At 39.0% G+C, this 20,624-nt stretch carries 19 protein-coding genes; 10 read left to right on the plus strand and 9 right to left on the minus strand.

Features of this window, described 5'->3' with window-relative positions:
- Positions 1 to 12: 12 nt before the first annotated feature.
- Positions 13 to 1,275, minus strand: a complete 1,263-nt coding sequence (locus AC2IOM_RS17225; RefSeq protein WP_486360588.1) for a DUF885 family protein — start codon at positions 1,273 to 1,275, stop codon at positions 13 to 15.
- A 2-nt stretch (positions 1,276 to 1,277) separates the two neighbouring features.
- Positions 1,278 to 2,456 carry a hypothetical protein gene (locus AC2IOM_RS17230; RefSeq protein ID WP_486360589.1) on the minus strand — a complete coding sequence of 393 codons (1,179 nt, stop codon included), beginning with the start codon at positions 2,454 to 2,456 and terminating at the stop codon, positions 1,278 to 1,280.
- Between the two features lie 320 nt (positions 2,457 to 2,776).
- Between AC2IOM_RS17230 and AC2IOM_RS17235 the strand changes: the two genes are divergently transcribed.
- The gene (locus AC2IOM_RS17235) at positions 2,777 to 3,964 is read left to right on the plus strand and encodes a helix-turn-helix domain-containing protein (protein WP_486360590.1); all 1,188 of its coding nucleotides are present in this window, start codon (positions 2,777 to 2,779) and stop codon (positions 3,962 to 3,964) included.
- A 62-nt stretch (positions 3,965 to 4,026) separates the two neighbouring features.
- Here AC2IOM_RS17235 and AC2IOM_RS17240 read toward each other — a convergent pair whose 3' ends face one another.
- Both AC2IOM_RS17240 and AC2IOM_RS17245 read right to left on the minus strand, forming a co-directional pair.
- On the minus strand, positions 4,027 to 5,055 hold the full coding sequence (locus tag AC2IOM_RS17240) for a methionine synthase (protein WP_486360591.1): 1,029 nt from the start codon (positions 5,053 to 5,055) through the stop codon (positions 4,027 to 4,029).
- Between the two features lie 21 nt (positions 5,056 to 5,076).
- A complete protein-coding gene (locus tag AC2IOM_RS17245; RefSeq protein WP_486360592.1) occupies positions 5,077 to 6,054 on the minus strand; it encodes a DUF1852 domain-containing protein in 978 nt (325 codons plus the stop codon).
- A gap of 452 nt (positions 6,055 to 6,506) precedes the next feature.
- Between AC2IOM_RS17245 and AC2IOM_RS17250 the strand changes: the two genes are divergently transcribed.
- The 5 genes from AC2IOM_RS17250 to AC2IOM_RS17270 all read left to right on the plus strand — a co-directional run bounded on the left by AC2IOM_RS17250 (position 6,507) and on the right by AC2IOM_RS17270 (position 10,850).
- Positions 6,507 to 7,316 (plus strand): sulfite exporter TauE/SafE family protein, encoded by an 810-nt coding sequence (locus tag AC2IOM_RS17250; RefSeq protein WP_486360593.1) that lies wholly within the window; start codon positions 6,507 to 6,509, stop codon positions 7,314 to 7,316.
- A gap of 188 nt (positions 7,317 to 7,504) precedes the next feature.
- Positions 7,505 to 8,803, plus strand: a complete 1,299-nt coding sequence (locus tag AC2IOM_RS17255; RefSeq protein ID WP_486360594.1) for a DEAD/DEAH box helicase — start codon at positions 7,505 to 7,507, stop codon at positions 8,801 to 8,803.
- A 505-nt stretch (positions 8,804 to 9,308) separates the two neighbouring features.
- A complete protein-coding gene (locus tag AC2IOM_RS17260; protein ID WP_486360595.1) occupies positions 9,309 to 9,908 on the plus strand; it encodes a hypothetical protein in 600 nt (199 codons plus the stop codon).
- A gap of 118 nt (positions 9,909 to 10,026) precedes the next feature.
- The gene (locus AC2IOM_RS17265) at positions 10,027 to 10,419 is read left to right on the plus strand and encodes a hypothetical protein (protein WP_486360596.1); all 393 of its coding nucleotides are present in this window, start codon (positions 10,027 to 10,029) and stop codon (positions 10,417 to 10,419) included.
- 38 nt (positions 10,420 to 10,457) lie between these two features.
- The gene (locus AC2IOM_RS17270) at positions 10,458 to 10,850 is read left to right on the plus strand and encodes a VanZ family protein (protein WP_486360597.1); all 393 of its coding nucleotides are present in this window, start codon (positions 10,458 to 10,460) and stop codon (positions 10,848 to 10,850) included.
- Between the two features lie 180 nt (positions 10,851 to 11,030).
- Here AC2IOM_RS17270 and AC2IOM_RS17275 read toward each other — a convergent pair whose 3' ends face one another.
- Positions 11,031 to 11,372, minus strand: a complete 342-nt coding sequence (locus AC2IOM_RS17275) for a DUF6172 family protein (RefSeq protein ID WP_486360598.1) — start codon at positions 11,370 to 11,372, stop codon at positions 11,031 to 11,033.
- A 207-nt stretch (positions 11,373 to 11,579) separates the two neighbouring features.
- The gene (locus AC2IOM_RS17280) at positions 11,580 to 12,815 is read right to left on the minus strand and encodes an FG-GAP repeat protein (protein ID WP_486360599.1); all 1,236 of its coding nucleotides are present in this window, start codon (positions 12,813 to 12,815) and stop codon (positions 11,580 to 11,582) included.
- A gap of 453 nt (positions 12,816 to 13,268) precedes the next feature.
- Here AC2IOM_RS17280 and AC2IOM_RS17285 point away from each other — a divergent pair, with 453 nt between their 5' ends.
- Positions 13,269 to 14,444 (plus strand): acyltransferase family protein, encoded by a 1,176-nt coding sequence (locus AC2IOM_RS17285; RefSeq protein WP_486360600.1) that lies wholly within the window; start codon positions 13,269 to 13,271, stop codon positions 14,442 to 14,444.
- 187 nt (positions 14,445 to 14,631) lie between these two features.
- Here the strand turns inward: AC2IOM_RS17285 and AC2IOM_RS17290 are convergent, their stop codons facing one another.
- On the minus strand, positions 14,632 to 15,177 hold the full coding sequence (locus AC2IOM_RS17290; RefSeq protein WP_486360601.1) for a DUF3750 domain-containing protein: 546 nt from the start codon (positions 15,175 to 15,177) through the stop codon (positions 14,632 to 14,634).
- A gap of 240 nt (positions 15,178 to 15,417) precedes the next feature.
- Positions 15,418 to 16,899: a serine hydrolase domain-containing protein gene (locus AC2IOM_RS17295; protein WP_486360602.1), complete on the minus strand. Its 1,482-nt coding sequence runs from the start codon at positions 16,897 to 16,899 to the stop codon at positions 15,418 to 15,420.
- Positions 16,900 to 17,245: 346 nt separating this feature from the next.
- Between AC2IOM_RS17295 and AC2IOM_RS17300 the strand changes: the two genes are divergently transcribed.
- Together AC2IOM_RS17300 and AC2IOM_RS17305 are read left to right on the plus strand one after the other, a co-directional pair.
- Entirely contained in the window at positions 17,246 to 17,386 is a 141-nt protein-coding gene (locus tag AC2IOM_RS17300) for a hypothetical protein (RefSeq protein WP_158683525.1), read from the plus strand.
- 26 nt (positions 17,387 to 17,412) lie between these two features.
- Positions 17,413 to 17,553 (plus strand): hypothetical protein, encoded by a 141-nt coding sequence (locus AC2IOM_RS17305; protein ID WP_486360603.1) that lies wholly within the window; start codon positions 17,413 to 17,415, stop codon positions 17,551 to 17,553.
- A 101-nt stretch (positions 17,554 to 17,654) separates the two neighbouring features.
- Here AC2IOM_RS17305 and AC2IOM_RS17310 read toward each other — a convergent pair whose 3' ends face one another.
- The gene (locus AC2IOM_RS17310; RefSeq protein ID WP_486360604.1) at positions 17,655 to 19,028 is read right to left on the minus strand and encodes a S41 family peptidase; all 1,374 of its coding nucleotides are present in this window, start codon (positions 19,026 to 19,028) and stop codon (positions 17,655 to 17,657) included.
- Between the two features lie 214 nt (positions 19,029 to 19,242).
- Here AC2IOM_RS17310 and AC2IOM_RS17315 point away from each other — a divergent pair, with 214 nt between their 5' ends.
- Complete coding sequence (locus AC2IOM_RS17315; protein WP_486360605.1) at positions 19,243 to 20,433, plus strand: DUF418 domain-containing protein; 1,191 nt, start codon at positions 19,243 to 19,245, stop codon at positions 20,431 to 20,433.
- Positions 20,434 to 20,624: the final 191 nt, after the last annotated feature.

Genomic DNA, 20,624 nt, shown 5'->3' on the forward strand with positions numbered 1-20,624 from the left:
GATGTTTCCTTGTTATTTATTATCATCAAGCGGCATAAAATCTGCTAACTGTTCTAATGCCAATGGCGGTTGATTACTCAAGCGCAATACTCGATTAAGCGCTCTGGTTCGATTATTTCTATATGGTTCAATCGCCTTTTCAATTCGATATTTGCCATACACATACGTAATAACTTGTGCCGGCCAGTTTTTAATACGATTAATTTCACGAACCATGATTTCTGGGTGCTCTGGCAGATATGTTTGCCAAAGCACTCTGGCTTTTTCATCCGGCCAGCCTTGGTAATGAATGCCGATATCAATTAACACTCTAAGCGCGCGTAATACACGCCACTTTAACGCATACGCCTCAGATGAAGGCATTTTATAAAGCCCCATTTCTTTTCCGAGTGTTTCAACATAGGCCGCCCACCCTTCACTACTGACAAAAGGAATAGGCACAATTGCACTCGTTGGACATAAGCTCTCAGTACTCACCACGTTAAACTGAAGATGGTGGCCGGGGATCCCCTCGTGTAAATAAAGCCAATCAAAATGCGATAAGTGCATTTCGCCATTTTGGGGATGATAAAGAAAACGTTGGGTTCGATTATCATAAATACCAGGCGCAGGAAAACTCTCTGGCAACCCTGAAGGTGCAATAGTTAAAGGCGCATCAAACTCAGGTAAATTTAGCATTGTCTGCAACTTTGCTTTCACTTTCTGCTCTCTGGTTATAAACGCCGCCACGATTTTCTGGTGTTCAACTGCTGGAATAGCTGCTGTGCTCGCACGTGCTTGGGCGTTCATTTTTTGATACTGCGCAAACGCAACTTGAAGCTCATTAAATGCGATTTCTTGTAATTCAGAGGGTGTTACATCATCCATTAGCCAGGTTTCGAGCCAGTGTAAATACCATAACTTACCGTTTGGTAATGCACTAAAATCGCCCGAGTATTGACTCTCTTTAGACAATTGGCTCTTTAACGATTCACGCACTTTAATGCGTCGTAGGTGATTTTCTAAACTCTGAAATGCAATTTTCTGGCAAGTGGTGTGTGGCGTTAACTTTTGTAATTTTGCCTGCCATTCGCTTACAGTGTTTTCTGCAATTTTGGGCTGTTTTTTTAATCTTTCTATCGCATTAGAGAAATCTAGTTGCGGTTGCAAATATGGCTTGTTTATTACGTCATCAACTAACGCTTGATAATGTTGATTAAAATTATGCTCACTAGCATAAAGCACAGAAGCACTTTGTAACCAAAGGCAAAGTAGTAAAGAATAACGTAACAACATGGTTATTCAGCCGACTCTGTTTGTTTTGGTGTGTACTTTGTTAAATCACGATTGAACAAAGTGCGTTTTGCACCGCCATCGGCTTGATAGTCGAACTTTAATGCTGCCGCGCCGCCTAACATTGAGCTAGGTGACAATTGCTCCTTTTCATCCAGCGACTTCAACCATAAGATATGTGAATTAGTTTGGTTATACTCGATTACTAAGTAACGACTTAAACGGCCATTTTCATCAAAGATTTTATGGCTTTTTTGGTTACCATTTGGGTAATAAGTGCTTTTGTGTTCAAACGCGCCCCAGCTAAATACTTTACGCTGACCAAACTTGTCATACCCTCTAAGCCCTACTTTATTGCCAAATTCATCGTAAAGATGTTCGCCCATATGCACCATAGGTCGATTGCCTTCTACCGGATTACCGTCTTTATCGTAAACTTGCCAGCGCGTAAAGTTGCCATGTTGATCATAAATAATACGATCGATGCCTGCACCACTGTCATTATTTGTCGGCTTTCCCTCTAACCCTAAGTTTTTTACAAAACTAAGTTTGTTGTCATGGTCGTATGTGAGCTCAACCTCATAAAACGTAAATTCAGGTCGAAGTGGCTGCTGCTCATTATTTAAATTAAAGCGTTTCTCATATACTTTGCCATTTTCGTGTCGCCACTCATAGCGGTGAATATGCCACGCACTTTCAACTGGTCTCGCATGTTCATCAAAAAAACTCAGGCCCACACGCTTCCCCTTTTTATCTAAAGCATAAACGGCACGATATACCTTGCCATGCGCAGAGGTTTGTTTATTTTGCGCGTCATAATAAGTGTGTATTTCTTTATCTTTATGATAGCTAATAGCCACTTTTGGCGAAAACCAGATAAACGAATCCCACACTTCATTTCCATTAATCAGCTGATTATTCATTTGGTATCGTATCTCGCTAATACGTCCATTTTCATCATAACTAAATTGGTAATGCGCGTTATTTTGAGATGCTTTTTCAGAAATTGTGTGAATGCCACGATAAGGCGCATAAGGCGATTCACGAAACATAATATGGCGAAAATACTTGTGGCTAGACGCACTTTTAGGTGCTGCTTGTACCATTAATGGCACAGATAAAATGTGTACCAACACTATGATGGCACTTAAGAAAAGCACGTGTTTTTTATTCCAAGAAAACATTATTTATCCTTAACAACTTAATTCGATAAATAAGCTTACTTATTATGAAAAAACATGTGTAAAACTAGCTTGAGGTTAACAATTAAGACTGTAAACCATTGATTTTTAGATTATTAAAAACACTTAAAATTTCTATTCTTTTTTCTACGCAAACTTAAACGAGATGGCGTTTTTGCCTCCCTTCAACCATTTCTAGGTTAAACACGTTGGTAATTTAAGCATGTAAACGATTTAAAAAGCTGTAAGAATAGCTTGAACTTTACACTGTCAAAAAATTTATAGTTAAGCTGAGAAGCATAACTTCAAGATTTGGAAAAAGTATGCCACAAACAGTTTTAGGTGTTATTTACTTTATCGCTTTTAGCCACGCATTAATGCTGGCGATTAGCTTATGGCGAAAAACCAAACTAACTAATATTACTACCGCAAAATGGCTCGCCTTGGTATGTTTAATAATCAGCTACAAATTATTTGAAGCAGGTGCGCTTTACCTTGGGTTATACCCGCATTTAGCCCATTTTATGGATTTGCTTCCTGGCGAAGTATTGCTCATTGGTCCGTTGGTGTTTATCTATGTCAGCTTAGTGGTAGGCGAAGAGAAACCAAAGACATATCAACTCATACTTCACTTTATTCCTGCAATTTCATTATGGTGTTATAACGCACCATCGGTGTTTCAATCGCTCGATGCTAAAGTCACTATGTGGCAATTTGTTTTGTCACAAACCGAAGCCCGCGTAATTCCGCTCAAGTTTGTTCTATTGTTTTTAGCAATCAAAACACATTTAAGCATCTATTTATTTTTGAGTTGGCAGCATATTCAAAAGTTTGAAAAAGTATGTAACGCCTTACGTGCAGATAACAGTAAAGCGGTATTAAAACAGCTTACGTTTTTAGTGGTATCACTCTTTTTACTAGAACTCATGTGGGTGGGTCTCTTTATTGGTCAGCAATTTTTCGAAATTGGTACACTTGCATTGGTAAGTGATATTTGGCTGCTATTTATTGCTGTGATCATTTTAGCAATCGGTTATGTCGCAATGCAAAAAACTGATTTGCTTATGAGCAAAGAAGAGCATGCTGTAATACAGCAAAATTATTCGGAAAATAAAGATGAGAGCAGCAATATTAAGTACTTTCACTCCTCCTTAAGTGAGCAACAAAGTAATCAAGTTGCCAAGCACTTAGAACAACAAATTAAGGCAAAACAACTGTATTTAAATGACAAACTCACTTTAACCACGCTCGCACACGAAACCGATATAAAAGCGCATACCCTGTCACAAGTGATCAACCAAAGCATGCAAACAAACTTTTATCGTCTTATTAATGGATACCGTATTCAACACGCTATTTCGCTTATTGATAACCCAAATATTCATTGGCCTTTGGAGCGAATTGCGTTTGAATCAGGCTTTGCAAACCGTGTTACCTTCAGCAAAGCATTCAAAGAAATTATGGGACAAACCGCATCGGAATATAAAAAACAGCGTCAACAAGCAGGCTAACGATAAAAAAGCGTACAGTATTAACCGTACGCTTTTCTTTTGCTTATGTAGCGGTCAACCTACTAAGCGTTTAGCTCTGCCCGCACAATGGCTGCGCCCTGTGCAAGGGCATTCAGTTTTGCTCGCGCAACCTCACGTGATAACGGCGCTAAGCCGCAGTTAGTTGATGGATAAAGCTTATCTGCATCCACGTATTTCAGCGCTTCGCGCAACGTATTGGCGACTTCTTCTGGCGTTTCAATATCATCGGTCGCTACATCAATAGCCCCTACCATTACCTTTTTGCCACGAATAAGTGCAAGTAACTCAATTGGCACACGCGAGTTATGGCATTCAAGAGAGATGATATCAATATTCGATTGCTGTAATTTAGGAAATACTTCTTCGTATTGACGCCATTCAGAGCCTAAGGTTTTCTTCCAATCTGTATTTGCTTTAATGCCGTAACCGTAGCAAATATGCACTGCAGTTTCGCACTTTAAGCCCTCAATCGCGCGCTCTAAACACGCAATACCCCAGTCATTTACTTCATCAAAAAACACGTTAAACGCTGGCTCGTCAAACTGAATAATATTAACACCCGCAGCTTCGAGTTCTTTTGCTTCTTGATTAAGAATTTTGGCAAATTCCCACGCAAGTTTTTCACGGCTTTTATAATGATCGTCATACAAGGTATCGATCATTGTCATTGGGCCAGGCAATGCCCATTTAATTGGTTTGTCGGTTTGCGCGCGTAAAAATTTTGCATCTTCAACAAACACCGGGGCTTTTCTTGCCACGGGGCCGACTACCGTTGGTACGCTTGCATCATAACGGTTACGAATGCGCACGGTTTTGCGATTTTCAAAATCAACACCGTCGAGGTGTTCAATAAAGGTTGTTACAAAGTGCTGACGCGTTTGCTCACCATCGCTGACGATATCTACGCCAGCTTGTTGTTGTTCATGAAGCGATACTTTTAGTGCATCGTGTTTGCCATCAATAAGTGCGTCGCCGCTTAATTTCCATGGTGACCAAAGCACTTCTGGCTCTGCAAGCCAGCTTGGTTTTGGCAAGCTGCCCGCGGTCGATGTCGGTAATAATGTTTTCATAGTTAATGCTAATTCCGATTTTTAAGCAGCAAAGTTTGCCGACCACTTTTCAAGTAGCGATTGATAAGGTTCAATAAAGTGCGTTTGTGCAAATTTACCTTGTTTAATTGCCAGTTGGCTGCGCTCTTCACGGTCGTAAACAATTTGCGTTAACGAGTGATCTTGATTCTTTAAGCTCGGTTGATAACAACTGCATGCCGCTGCGTTAGCGTTATAAATTTCTGGACGATAGATTTTTTGGAATGTTTCCATTGTGCTTATCGTACTGATTAGTTCTAAATTGGTGTAATCGTTTAGCAGGTCGCCAACAAAATAAAATGCTAACGGCGCTTGGCTATTTGGCGGCATAAAGTAACGTACCTGTAGGCCCATTTTTTTGAAATATTGCTCCGTTAATGACGATTCATTTGGCACATATTCGGTGCCTAACACGGGGTGCTGATTATCACTTTGGAAATAAGTTTTGTTATCCGAAACGCTTAAGCAAATAACTGGTGCCTTGTTAAAGTTGTTTTTATATACCTCTGAATTAATGAAGCTTTTAAACAGTTTGCCGTGTAATTCGCCAAAGTTTTCAGGAATACTAAACGATGGCTTGTCTTTGTTATGCTCAAGCAGTAACACGCTAAAATCATAATCACGCACATACGAAGAAAAGTTGTTGCCAACAATGCCTTCAAAGCGCTGATTTGTCTCATGATCAATAATATTGGTTTTTAATACTTCAATTGACGGAAACGCCTCGCTACTGCCCGCTATTTCCATATCTACCGAAATAATATCCAGCTCAACTGAGTAACGCTGGCCATTTTTATTATCCCATTTAGCGCGCGCATTAAAGCTTGTATTAATCATGGTTAATGCGTTGCGTAAGTTCTGTTGGCGGTTTTCACCTCGCGCCAAATTCGCAAAGTTGGTTGTAATACGTGTGCTGTTTGATGGGTGATAGTTTTCGTCTAACGGAAAACGCTTAACAGTAAAAGTAAATTCGTTATTCATGGTGTACGTGTGTCCAATGTGTAAATGCAGTGTATTTCCATTTCACTTACTGCCGTTTTAAATCTGTATTACGGCTCACTTGCGGTGACTGAAAATAAGTTCACGTTAAAAGATGAGTAATTTATACGCGCTCAGTACCATAAAGAAAAACGGTTTTCTTTCACTTAAAACGTGAAGCATATTCATTTCTTAGAACTTCGCTTCGCACTTTTTACAACAAAAAAGCATCCACCAGACAAAAGAAGTTAAGACATCTAGGTGTCCAAATAGCCAAATCAAATTTACTTCATGTTGAATGTGAATATTGCTCACGGCGTAGTTGCAGTTTATCTATCTGTAATTACACATAATATTGCTATACTTTTGCGCTTTTGTTGTAGGCATAAGCGAATCTAAAAGTTTCTGCTCCAACGCCAGCGACGACAAATCAACTAAAAAAACGAGGCGATGGAATGAGTGAACTAATCGAACTATTTGTTTATTGTGCAGTGTTAGGCAGTGGCGTTGGCTTTCTTGCAGGCTTACTGGGAATTGGCGGCGGCTTAGTGATTGTACCAATTTTAAGTATGATTTTGTTGCACTTTGCCGTGCTACCCCAAGAGCAAATTGTGATCACCGCAGTTGCCACATCCCTTGCATCTATTTTGTTTACATCAACCTCCTCTGCCATTGCCCACCATAAAAATGGCAATGTGCCTTGGCAGCTCGCGCCTTGGATTATGACAGGCGTTGCCTTAGGTGCGTTACTAAGTGGCTTTATGGCTGCACTGCTACCAGAAAAAGCCGTACGTTTAGTATTCGTTATCAGCGTTATATTTATTGCCATAAAAATGATGTTTGATAACACTCAAACTGATGACACAACGCGTAAACTGCCTAATAAAGGGCTACTGACTGTGCTTACCACACTTACTGGCGGCTTATCGGCAATGATTGGTATAGGTGGTGGCGCCGTGCTTGTGCCGCTACTGACATTTTTTTCAGTGAATATGAAAAAAGCGATTGGCTGCGCGTCAGCCTGTGGCATTGTAATCGCACTGTTTGGCTCGGTTGGCTATATTGTGTCGGGTAGTGAACAGCTAAGTTTATCGCAAGGTTTCGCCGGCTTTGTGTATTTACCTGCACTATTTGGCATTGTCTGTACTTCGTGGTTTACCGCCCCGCTTGGCGCTAAAGCAACTCATCACTTACCCGTTAGCACCATTAAAAAGAGTTTTGCAGTGCTATTGGTGATCATGGCGGCAAACATGTTGCTACGTTAAGCTTAAACACTCAGGCTATTTATTCTCGCGCAGTTAAACAATTGCGCGAGCATTTCATTTATACACTCCATTCTCAAAATTACTAAAATGCCAAAAGGTGATAGAATACAGCTCGCAATGAAGTGTGCTTATTGCTTAGCTTCTTAATATGCACCCTTTTCTTATTCATTCTTTTGAGAACACATTACATGAGTTTTAAAACCCTTGGTCTTAACAACGCACTTCTAACCGCAATTGCAGAGCAAGGTTACGATACGCCTTCTGCTATTCAACGTGAAGCAATTCCAACTATTTTAAAACGCCAAGATGTAATAGCCATTGCCCAAACGGGTACCGGAAAAACAGCCGGATTTGTTCTTCCGGTATTGCAATTAATTACTGAAAAAACAACGACAAAAAATGTACAAGCGTTAATAATTGCGCCTACCCGCGAGCTCGCTGCACAAGTAGCCACCAGTGTGAGCAATTACAGCGCACACTTAAATGTAAGTTCATTGGCGGTGTTCGGTGGTGTGCGAATTGAGCCGCAAATAGCCGCACTTGAGCAAGGCATTGATGTGTTAATTGCAACGCCTGGGCGCTTGCGCGATTTACATCAACAAAACGCCGTTTGTTTTGACCAGTTACACACCCTAGTACTCGATGAAGCCGACCGCATGCTGGACTTGGGCTTTATTGATGACATAAAAAAAATCAGCGAGTTATTACCGAATAAACGCCAAACGTTAATGTTTTCAGCAACCTTTACTGATCAGATTAAAACGCTCGCAAATACCATGTTACACGAGCCACAATTGATTGACGTTGAAGCCGCCAATACAACGGTTGACAACATTAAGCAAACGCTTTACCACGTTGATAAAAATCAAAAAAGTAATGTGTTAATTCACTTATTGTCAAAACATAACTGGCAGCAAGTATTGGTGTTTAGCCGCACCAAACAAGGTGCCGATGCACTCGTAACCACATTAAAAGAAGCCGGTATAAGCGCAGAATCGATTCACGCTAATCGTACACAGCACGCCCGTACTGAGGCGCTTGCAGCATTTAAAAACAACGATATAAACGTACTTGTTGCTACCGACATTGCCGCACGTGGTATTGATATTAACCACCTACCTTGCGTTATTAACTACGATTTACCTTATGTGGCGGAAGATTATGTGCATCGCATTGGCCGCACCGGACGTGCTGGCAAAAAAGGCGTGTCTATCTCGTTATTTAGCAGCGATGAAAGCAAACAATTGAATGCCATTGAACGCCTTATCAATCGTAAGTTTGAACAACAGGTGGTCGCCGGATTTATACCAAGTATTCAACGTGCCGAACAATTGTGGGGCGGGCAAGGCATTAGCAAGCCTAAAAAAGGCAAAACGGCAGGTAAAAAGTCCAAAACGAATCAGTTTGATGACGATGAATATGGCAATTTTGAACCTATGCCAGATACATCAAGCAAAAAGAAATCAAATAAACGTAAGCGCCGATAAACTGCATAAACTAAACCGCCTTTAAGATGTGAACATCACTGACGTAGGCTTTTAAAACAAACGTTACATCTGCTAAATCTGTGATCGGATGTATCACTATATAAACCAGTGCCAAAAAGAATCTCGTTTTCTTATAGAATGACTCAGCATGGATAAATAAAGATGCTGTTATTATGATTAGCTATGTCATTGAGCCATTATTAAACTCTGCTTCTTACAGCAAATAACAGACGTTCAATTTTGCTCTATCAAAAATTAGCGTTGGCTGTTCACCTTTGCAAAAATGCAGGTTTGAGTAGAATTAGCCACCAACGCGCCATTTTAGGCGCGGTTATGTAATGGCACATATTTACCAAACCATTTTCACGTTGCTAGCGTCACAAACTACTGATAACCTTCTAAAAGTATTAAATAAAAGTTTTATTAGCCTGCGAGTTTAAGGTTGTAGATAGCTTCCTTAAATCGAAATGCACACTAATAAGCTGTAAGCTTTCTAGGAGTATTTGTGAACTATTCAAGCTATTCAATAAGTGAATTAAAAGAGAGTTTAGAAACAATTGATAAGGATGCTTATCCTGATAATTATAAAAAACTAATTGAAGAATTGAATTCAAGAAAGGATGAAGTTCAAAAATACGAAAAAGAACAGAATGAGAGCTTTATCATAAAAACTGAAAACCGCCTGAAAATTGTAACTTGGCTTCAGGCAATTACAGCTATTGCATTCATTTATGCGGGTTTTATAAATTTTAATTCAGAACAACAAGCTTGGGTAAATATAGTACCTTTTTGTATTGCTATTTTTAACGGAGTAGCTGGTTATTATCTTTTCAAACGAGAAAAGCTGGGGTTCAACTTATCTATAATAAATCAAATTTTACAATTATTGACCGTCAACTTAGGCTTTATTTATTATAGCTATTCAGGCTTAGGCTATTTAATGATAGTTATTCAAGATGGTATTGCTCTCAAAGCTAATATTTTTAATCCTTCCTACAATATTCTTTATGGAAGTGGCTTAGGGTTTGGAGTCGGGATAGATTTACTTTCACTATTCTTTCTTACATTACTATATTCTGGTCGTGAAAATTTAGAGCAAAACTAAAGCTAACAAACGTTTTAACTAAAAGAGCGCAAAACAGCAGGCTTGCGCTCCTTTTCGCTAATTTTAGCCTGCTATTCTGCGCTGGTTAAGCAAGGCGTTTTCATGGAAGGAGTTTAATTTGAAATATTTATTTTATTCATTTTTGTATGTTCTTACTTTATCTTTTCTTATCGCAAGTAATGCATACATAGGGCAAGCTACCTATGAAAATGAACCTTGGAAGTATCTTTATTTATTTTGCTTTGCAAGCCAGCTCTTAATACCCTGCTCGGCTATTCTGTTGGTTCTAAAAAGCAGAAGTATGGGGTTAGAATATAAACAAAGTCTTCAAAATAAACTTAATATTTCATTAATGTTAATTGTTGCGTTAGCTTTTTTAGCCGAGTTGTCCTTAACTCCGGAAACAAATATTAGAATAGATCTTTTATTAGTAGTACCGGTTTTATTCATTCACATTATTGTTTATTTAATTTATACGTTCAGCATCAAAAATCGCGAAAGAAACATATAACAGAACAAATATGGAAGAGATACAAAAAGAAAAAACCTATGTATAAATTAACAATAACCCTATCCAGTTTGTTCTTTGCATTTATTATCTGGATTATTTACCTAGCCAATACAGGGCAACAGAGCATTTTCTTTGAGCTTGTTCGCTTAATTCCATATGGTGATAAGGTCGGGCATCTCGGGTTATTTGGCGTGCTCACCTTACTTGCTAACCTTGCGACTAAGTTTAAGGTGTTCAAGTTAGGTAAAATCAAAATATTTTGGGGCTCGGCGATTGTTTTTGTATTTGTGACGTTTGAAGAATTAAGTCAGCATTTTTTACCAACAAGAACGTTAGATATATTTGATTACACCGCTGATATGCTGGGCATTTTACTATTTACTTGGCTCTCGTCCATTTTAGCAAGGAGAAACCTAGCAAAATGCAACTAATGACTATGCCAAGCGCTTTGTGACTATCAAATAAATTAAAGCTTCTAATTAATAGCCTCAGTTTATTTAATACTTAATCGACTATCGCAACATAAAAAAACCGAAGCATTGTGCTTCGGTTTTTTGCAATAAATAGCTTAGTGTTTTTAGCGACCAAGCCAAATGACTTAGCTGAAGTGCTTAGTCTTCGTCATCAAGATCAAATTCATCGTCAAGATCAAAATCGTCATCTTGTTCAATGCGAGATTGTCTTACCGCTGGCTTTGCTAAAATCTCAACGTAGAACGACGTTAAGTTTTCAACTTGCGTTTGGTCAATTAGCTTATTAATTTGCGATAAGTGAATTGGCTTTGCTTCTGCTTCTGTGTTGCCAAATTGACAATCAAAATCCCAATAGTCCGCGCCAGTTGGTAGCTTTTTATTACGCTCGCGCTTAATGTATTTTTTGATTTCATGTTTAACCGCGTCAACACGTCTTGCTAACTTAATTTTTGGGTGTGTTAATTCAAATGTTTTTTTCATGATTGCCTTCAGACAGAAATATTCTGCAGTGCTTTACCTACAAAATATATGGGTGTATTTATAAAGTGCGACAAACCTGCACCTATAAACAAAGATTATGGCTTATTTTACGTTAATTTAAATGCGGTGGCATTAACTAAGCTAAATTTACACTAAAAAAGTGCCCTATTTCCAAGGCCTGAGCACTACTCAATTAACTTATTAGCGTTACGGTTTAGTCGTTTGCAATGTATGAACGTACGCAGCGCCCGATTGCTCACCGTTATCATCGCGATTAGGCGTTGCAATAACGGCATGCTGATCAGACATTGCAATGTTCCAGCCGAATTTATCGTGAGGAGCAGCGTTTTCGGCCATTATTTTCGATGAATATTGCCATGTATCGCCCGCTTTGTTGAAAACGTAAACTGCACCGGCGTTTTCACCACTGGCATCATGGTGCATTGCGCTAACAAGTGCGGTATTACCTTGTATTGCAACGCCTCGGCCAAATCTATCATCGGCTTTTAAATCGGGCGAGCGTAATTTTTGATGTTGGCGCCAGTTGCCATTTTTTCGAACGAAAATATACGCAGATCCTGCGTCTTTGCCAACTCCCTCAATGTCATCGCGACGCGCAGAAATAAGCGCGGTATCGCCAAATATCGCAACACGCACACCAAAAATGTCGGTATCGCCGCCATCAGATGCCACTAATTTAGCCTGTTGCTGCCATGACGCACCATTAAACTCAAACACATAAACCGCGCCAGCATTGTTGTTTTGCTGGTCATTTAAATCTGCGCCCACAAGCACTGTATTACCATCTATAGCAAGGCTAATTCCAAACAGATCGCCCGCAGCCCCATCACTTGCGGTAAGTTTTACCTGATATTGCCAAGCATTATTAACGCGCTGGTAAACGTAAACCGCCCCCGCATCTTTGCCGATAGCATCACTTTTTGGTGCGCCGATTACTAATATTTTTTCTGTAAGCGCAATACTTTGCCCAAACGAATCACCAGGCTTTGCGTCAAATGCGCCCAGTACTTGTGTTTGTTGCCAGTTATTAGATGCGCGCTCGAAACTTATTACCGCGCCCGCATTTTCGCCTTTATCGCTTCGACCAATTGCACCCAAAAGCGCCATATTACCTTTTAATGCAACCTTACCACCCATGGTATCGTTGGAAAACGCAGGGCTTGCAATAAGCTTTTGTTGAAACTGCCAACCATTTGAGCCCAGTGAATAAATATATCCTGCACCACTATCTTGCGCGTTTTTACTATCCGCCTTATGTGCACCGACTAAAATGGTGTTGCCATCAATCGCCACGCCGTAAGCAAAATTATCACCGTGTTTGCCATCGTACGCGAGCAGTTGCTGCTGATCAGCATGTACGTGGCCCATCATTACGGTAACTAAAAAGCTTAATCCGAATTTTACCTTGTGACTAACGCGCATACATGTTCCTAATGGTTAGTGTTCATCAATATTGCTCTTTACTTTAAATGCTCTTAGTTTTAATTACGTGATTGATATTGTAAGAAATTATTTATTTTTTAACTAAAACCAGCAGCGAAACAAACACCTGAATAAGCACCATCCCTTGTCGTGCTTGTTGTGTTGAAAAGCGGCGCTAATGTGGTGACCGCCTTAATCTAACACTTAGATTTTATTACTTTTATTGGTAATATTAACGCGTATACATCATGCAAGGATGACCGTGTATTTCGCCCATTGAGCGAACTGATAACGAGCGAAGTAACTAAACTGTTTTTAGACTTCGCTACTGACAGCGTTCAACTATATAAGCCAAAGACTCAAAAATGAGTGGCGATAACAACGGCACCTTTGTTGAGAGTGATTCTCGGTTTTAATTATTTACTTACTGGCTAACGTTTAAAGGAAGAACGAATGCACACTCAAAGCCGCTTTCATTATATAGATAACCTGCGTTGTATCGCGCTATTGCTCGGTATCGCATTTCATGCAGCGCTAGCGTATGGTCCTTACTTTCGAAATGTGTGGTTTACCGCCGACACGACTAATCATGTGTTATTTAACTACTTTGCTAATTGGTCTCACTTATTTCGCATGCCGTTGTTCTTTGTTATCGCTGGTTTTTGCGCCGCGTTACTGATCAGTAAACGCGGTAGTCGTCATTTTATAAAAAACCGCTTTAAACGCGTGTTACTACCTTTTTTCATCTTTATTCCATTTGTATTTGGCTTAACATTTCACGCCATTACGTGGGGATTGGGCTTTGCAAAAACCACACCCGCCGTATATGTGGTATTTGAACAAGTAAAAGACCTGCCAATTTCGACAGGCCATTTATGGTTTTTGTGGAATTTAATGCAGTTTTGCCTGCTGTTTTGGTTACTTACTAAAAGTCAAAAGGCGTATAACTTAGTACTTTCGTGGGTTGTGAAGCCGCTGTTTTTGTGTGTTTTATTGCCAACAATAATTACAATATCAATGCTTAACGTGGCGGTGCCGTTTCCACCGCCAGATAAACTATACCCTGAGCTTTGGTCATTTGGCTTTTATGGCCTGCTATTTTTAGTGGGTGCAGGGCTTTTTGAGCATAACGATAAAATTGCACAAATCGCAAAGCAATTTCACTGGCTGTTATTGTTAGCAACCGTATCTACCGTTGCCTATTTTTATGTATTGCCGCCTGCGTTCACTATAGAGCAAGTTATTGAAGCCGCCAAAACGGGTAGCTCAGCGCCCAAAGTGATTGCATTTGTGCCTGTTATTGCGCAAACCATAGCCATTTTAAGCTTAACTGCGGTAGGTTTTATTGCAGGTTACAAGTGGTTAAATGTTGAAAACAGTACAAGCCGTTATTTGTCTGACGCGTCGTATTGGCTTTACCTGATTCATGTACCAGTTTTGTTATACATTCAGTTTGCGCTTATTAACCTTGCGATCCCGGCTTTGGTAAAGTTTTTAGTGTCTATTTCGCTCACCATGATTATTGGGCTAATTACCTATCATTTCCTTGTTAGAAACACAGCGATTGGTGTTTTACTTAATGGCAAACGTATTCCTTTAACAAACAAAAGTGTACAAGCAACGGCGTAAGTAACCTAAGTGACAGTAACGAGTTGTAGGTGGTACAAATCAGTTTATTTGCAGTAAATACACTTGATAAATAACGTTAAAAAGCCAATTGAATCATTCAACTGGCTTTTTTGTTGCAACTTCTCTCCAATAAACGTGATAACTCATGCAACTTACACATGCTGATTCTCAACACATAGGAACCGAGTTACTTTTCCACTTCGGTATCAGCGTAACCGCTGCCAATTGCACTAAATGGCATATCGAGTTCAAGTTCTTCCACTTGTAAGCCTAGCCATGCAGGAAACGTATTGCTGTTAGGGCCTGGTAGCAAAGTATATTCGTTCGCCCATGGGTAACGCTCTGTTGCAGCAATAATTTCTGGAATCAATTTTTTAGCTTTATCGCCGGTGATTGAGAGAATTTTTTCTGGCTTTGCGCCATACCAATAACGGTCAGGTGTTTGAGTTGTGTACTTTTTAAGTGCTGGTAAGCCACGCTTTACACGCCAACCTACCACTTCATAAACGGTGTATTCTTTCGCATTCTCAGGCTTTATCGCGACCCAAGTATGCACCGCAAACCAGCCGCGCCAACTAAACGCATCGGCACCATAAAATTCAATAACCGCATCATTAACTAGCATTGGATTAGGCGCGATACCCGCTGGCTCTCGGCTAGCTGTTCGCCAATTTGAATTGCTACACCCACTCAATAAAGCGATAACAATAAATAATGAGATTAAACGTCGCATGGAATACCTTTTAGTTACTACGGTTTAATCATACGTTTAATCACACAGAAATGCCTATTAATTTGCGCTCAATAAGCAGTTTTAATGCCGTTTAACACTTGCTCTACAGCTAACCTTTCAAAGTTAGTCTTATAAGCACAGTAAAATGTGCAAACAAAAGCGAAAAAGTCGTTAGAGTACCTCTACAAAAAAGCACCCGTCAAAGCTTTGAGCGAGTGCTTTTCGTTGTTTGTTATTGTTTTAGTTTAAATGTTTTTCTAACTCAGCAATGCGCTTTTTAGTTAATTGGGCATTTGGATTGATTGCTAATACAGCTTTATAGCTTTCAAGTGCTTGAGGGTAACGCCCTAGGTTGTCGTAAGCTTTCGCTAAACCATAATTAAAATACGATTTTTGGTCTGATAGCGAAACTAAAAAGTTAAAAACTTCTGCAGCATATTCATTTTGATTCTTATCCAATAAAGCAAACCCCCACTCTCCTAGAATGTCCAGATCATACATAACACCCGTATCTTGTTCTGCTTTTGCGAATATACTTGGGAAGTCTTTAAAGTTACGTTTTTTTGCTAGGTCATTTAGGTATTCCATTGGTTTATATGCTTTTAATTTTTCAGAATTTTTAAAACCTGGAATGTAATAAGCAGCAATTTCATCGACAAAACTAATTGGCAAGCCTCCGAGTAAATTTGTAAGCACAACAACAGAGACATTATCTTCCGGATATGTGATCAGGGTCGTTGCATTGCCTCCACTTGCGCTCACTGTAGGGTGATATTTGCGCTGACCAATTTGCCAACCCATAGCATAGCCGTTTTCTTTATTTCCAAAGCCTTCGGTACGGCCGTTATTATGTTTAACAGGCTCCCACAGTGTGTCTAAATTCTTTACTAACTTTCCATTTTGTAATGCAATCATATAATTGGCGAGCTCGGCTGCCGTTGAACTCATACCTGCTGCGGTTCTTAAAATATAAGCAAACTCACCGTAAAAATTCTTATAAACGCCATCACCTTGGTAAATGTATTGTCTTGCTTGATTGGGTACCACGGTTTCTAGGTTATCAAAACCTGCAAGGGCGGTTTGTGTCATGCCAACAGGTTTAAGCTGATTCTCAGAAATATATGCTGGAAAGCCAGCTGGTTCATATTTATCAATAAGTTTGCCAAGTATCACATAACCTGTTTGGTTATATTTAAAGTATTCATTTGTTTTAAATAAAAACGGGCGCTTTTGTACTTCTTGCCACGAGGATTCAATATCGTAAGGGACGATAAGCTCAAGCGTACTGGTAGAGGCTAAAATTTCTGGCAGTCCACTGGTGTGTGCCATTAGCTGTTTGATGGTAAGCGAATGCCAAGCTTTCGGTAAAGCAGGTAAATGTGTACCAATTGTGTCATTCAAATCTAACAAGCCTCTTTCAGCAAGTTGTACTATTGCAACGCCAGTAAAACCTTTGGTCATTGAATTAATTGGGAATAGTGTTTTATTTGTTACTGGTACTTTGTGTTGTAGATCAGCAAAGCCATAACCTTCTAGCTTAACTATTTTGTTGTCTTTAACGACGGCAAGCTGCAAACCAGGAATATTCCGTTCAGCCATCACGGTGTGAATGTACTCATTAAGTGTTTGTTTTGCATTCGCCGTAAAAGGCATGAATGTAGTGGTAATAACCATTACAGATATAGATAGATAAAATGCAAACTTATTATTTTTGTTAAACATTGCTCTTCCTGTATTTTTTAATACAAAACAAATAGCTTTGCATTTTTTAAGCATTTCAAATTCGGCGTGACTTTAATTGATTTTAGCTTTAATTGCTTTATCAATATTGTAAACAACTATTAACATCCGCCCTTATTTGGCATTGGTGCTTCAAATCGCGCGCCTAGTTTGGCTTATCAGAACAATTTAAATTTTTCGCCTTTCAAAAACACTTTATCCCCGATATTTTCCAAACATCACCTTATTTGACCAAACATCACAAAGGGCAGGATCGTAGCGTCAATTCGCCTATTCTTTAACTCAAGCAAAACGCTTTACTCAAACAACACTGAATAGGAAACATAGTATGAACACGTCAAACGCAATCGAAATTTTAATGGCAGCTGGTTTAACAACATTTGTAGTTGCAGGTTTAGTAACCGCTGGTATGACAACAGCAATCGTAACTGGTGCAGCGATTGGCAGCGCTTATTTATTAACTAAATAACCAATTAAAATTAAGAGACAATTCAAATGAACAATGCAAACACTGTAGATATTTTGATGGTCGCGTCACTTAGCACCTTTGTTATTGCAGGCTTAATTACTGCGGGTATGGCAAGTGCAATCGCAACTGGCGCAGCAATTGGCGGCATTTATATGCTAACAAAGTAACCTTTAGGACAGCCTATGAAGCAAACAATAAAACTGTTTTACCATTATAAAAAACAATTAAAATAAGCCTTTCCACTATAACTGCGGAAAGGCTTTTTTGTTTAATTGGCTAATGTATTAAATTCATCCACTATTTTGTCAATTAGCAGCTGCGGCTTTAGCACATCGTCTTTCAATTCTTTATCCGGTGTGACCGGTAACCCTTTTTGTGAGCCACTGGGTCTTTCTAAATAAAAACGAGGTGTTACAGCTTTTAGTTTTGAATGCGGGAGCGTAAAAAATTGAATACCCCCAGTTTGCCACGAATAGCCCGCAGACTCTTCTCCCACAATTTCAGCAAAACCAAAATCTTGCATGGTGTTAGCAAATAAAATGGCCGATGAATATGTATAACCACCTACAACAACCGAAACTTTACCGTTAAACTTTAACGGCTCATCTTTTACTGGTTGCTCAAAACGGTCAAACACTTTAGTTACCACCTCGCCTTCGGTTTCGCCTTCGTCCATATATTTTGCAATGATTTTTTTAGTATATTTACTGGTGTGTTGATACGGCTTGTTTGCGATGTATTTTACAATTCCTTGTTTCCACATATCGTCATCGCCGCCACCATTATTGCGAACATCAATAATAAGTTGCTGAATCTGTCGCTCTTTTAGCTGTTTAAAAACACTTTCAGTAAAACTATAAAAGCGTTCTTTGTCTTGCCACCAAAACTCATCAATTGTTAAAAGTGCATGTTGCTGATTTAAAATTTCAAACTTAAACGTTTGTTCAAATGTTTTACTGTTGAATGATTTAGGTAAGACTTTAGCAGCTTGCATCTCAATCACTTGAGAAGACTTACCTTGTTTAATTTCAAGCTTAAAATGCTCAGTTTTATTGACGAACAACCAGTAAAAAAGTGCAAATTTGTCTGATAGTAAACGCTCACGGTGTTTTACGGTATCGCCATACATACGCGTAATTAAAGTATTATAAATAGCATTAATTGGCTGATCATTAATGCTAATAAGCTCAGATTGAGCAAACGATGTTTCACTGCCGCCAAGTAAGCTTGCTAAATACACTTTGCCTTTGTTAACAGTCACTTCGAAAGGAAATAACCCTTTTTTTTTAATCACTTCTTTAGCGAGTCCTTTTTGGCTACGCGTAAAAACCAACATATGCGCATCGTTAAACTGACTATTGAATTGTGCAAATTGTGACAAAAAGTCGTTTACACGCATTGGTTTGGTGATCGACTGTTTAAAGGCGGTAAGGGAATTTTCAAATGCCGTTGTGTTTTTAATTCGAATACTTAAATCGGGGTGAGTGTTATTTACAAACTCTTGCCAAGCATTTATATCCTCTTTCATTTGCGCTGGCGTTAACATATTTTGTAAATTTTGCGTATGTTCACTCGCCAACGTACTGTTAGCCATAAAAGCAAAAACACATAGTAATACTAAAATTAAGCGCTTAATAATCATCTTCTTCCATTATTGTTTTTATTTAAGACCTTGTATTAGACGAAGCTTTTTTTGAAAAGGTTTAAACAAGATTAATTTTTTAATCACGTTTTTTATTACCAACTAATATGTCAAAAGGCTTATCGCCGTATGACCCAAACCATGATTGCATTCGTTCTGGCATTAGGCATTCGACCGTGTCATCATTAATAAAAAAACAATAATAACAAATACAATGACACCAGCTCAGCGAGATCCACTGCTCGATATTTTTCGTGGCTTTGCCATTTTCGGCATCTTTTTTATTAATATCACAATTATGCACTGCTTGTTTATCAACCAAGATGCCTTTTCAAGCCAATTCCAAGATACTACGAGTGAGCTTATAAACCGGGTATTACAACTCTTTTTTTACAATAAGTTCTTCCCTATTTTCTCGTTTTTATTTGGTTTTGGTATCACTTCGCAGATCATCAAAAAGCAGTTAAATAACAAACCGTATTTGGGCTTTTTTAGGCGAAGAATGGCAGCGTTATTCGTCATTGGCTTGCTGCATATATCCTTTTTTTGGTCAGGAGACGTATTACATTTATACGCTGTTTTAGGGTTGCTTAGTTTAGCTATGGTTAGACTAAATGTACGCGTTTTAATTTTGATTGGGGCTGGTTTATTAGTCTTTCCGTTTTATGACAACCTTGCTGAATTATTCCTCAAAAGCCTAGCTACACCTCTTGATAAAGGACTATTGGCGTATGGTGAACAAGGCATAATTAGCACGCTGCGTGAAGGCGAATACTTTGAGACAATACAACTTCGTTTTCATGAATATATGGCAAACCTACCTATGCTATTGTTTTACCTTGCACCAATGGCATTTGCGATGTTTACATTAGGTATTGCTGCTGGCAAAAGTACGCTTACATTAGGTTCAAAACAATGGCTAGTTTATTTTAAAAAACCAACAATTTTTGCATTAGTTTTAACAAGTATTTACCGTGCAGTTTTCCTTTTTTGCTTACCGGAAAGCGAGCTTTATCGCCACGAGTTACTAAGGCCATTATGGTTTAAATTAATGTTTTTGAGTGATATTACCTTTGGCCTTTGTTACCTGTGGGCAATTGCTTGGCTTTGGCACCGCGGCTTTATAAAAAAACTATTGATACAATTTAGTTATGTTGGCCGCCTTGCACTAAGTAATTACATTCTTCACAGTGTAATTGGCTTGTTTTTATTTACAAACCTCGGGCTTTCGCTATACCAAACACTTAGCCCGCTGATGTGCTTTTTTCTTGCGCTAATAAGCTTTGTTTTACAGTCTCTGCTGAGTAAATGGTGGCTTACACATTATCAATATGGGCCATTAGAATGGGTTTGGCGCTGCATTACTTATAAACAAAAAATGCCATTTAGGCGGGTCGCTTGCTAAAAGATGCTCGACCCATAAAACGCTGCTCAACAATGAGTAAATAGTCAATTTTAAAATTGGCTATCTACTTTAATGTTCAAAATGATATTTATTAGACTGTGCAAAGCACAACCGTTTCATCAAGCACACTCAATCAACTGATTTAGTTGAACCTTGTATGAAAATTCAATTTAAACCTTGCCTATAATTGT

It is taken from the genome of Pseudoalteromonas sp. NS-SX12, assembly GCF_057367955.1.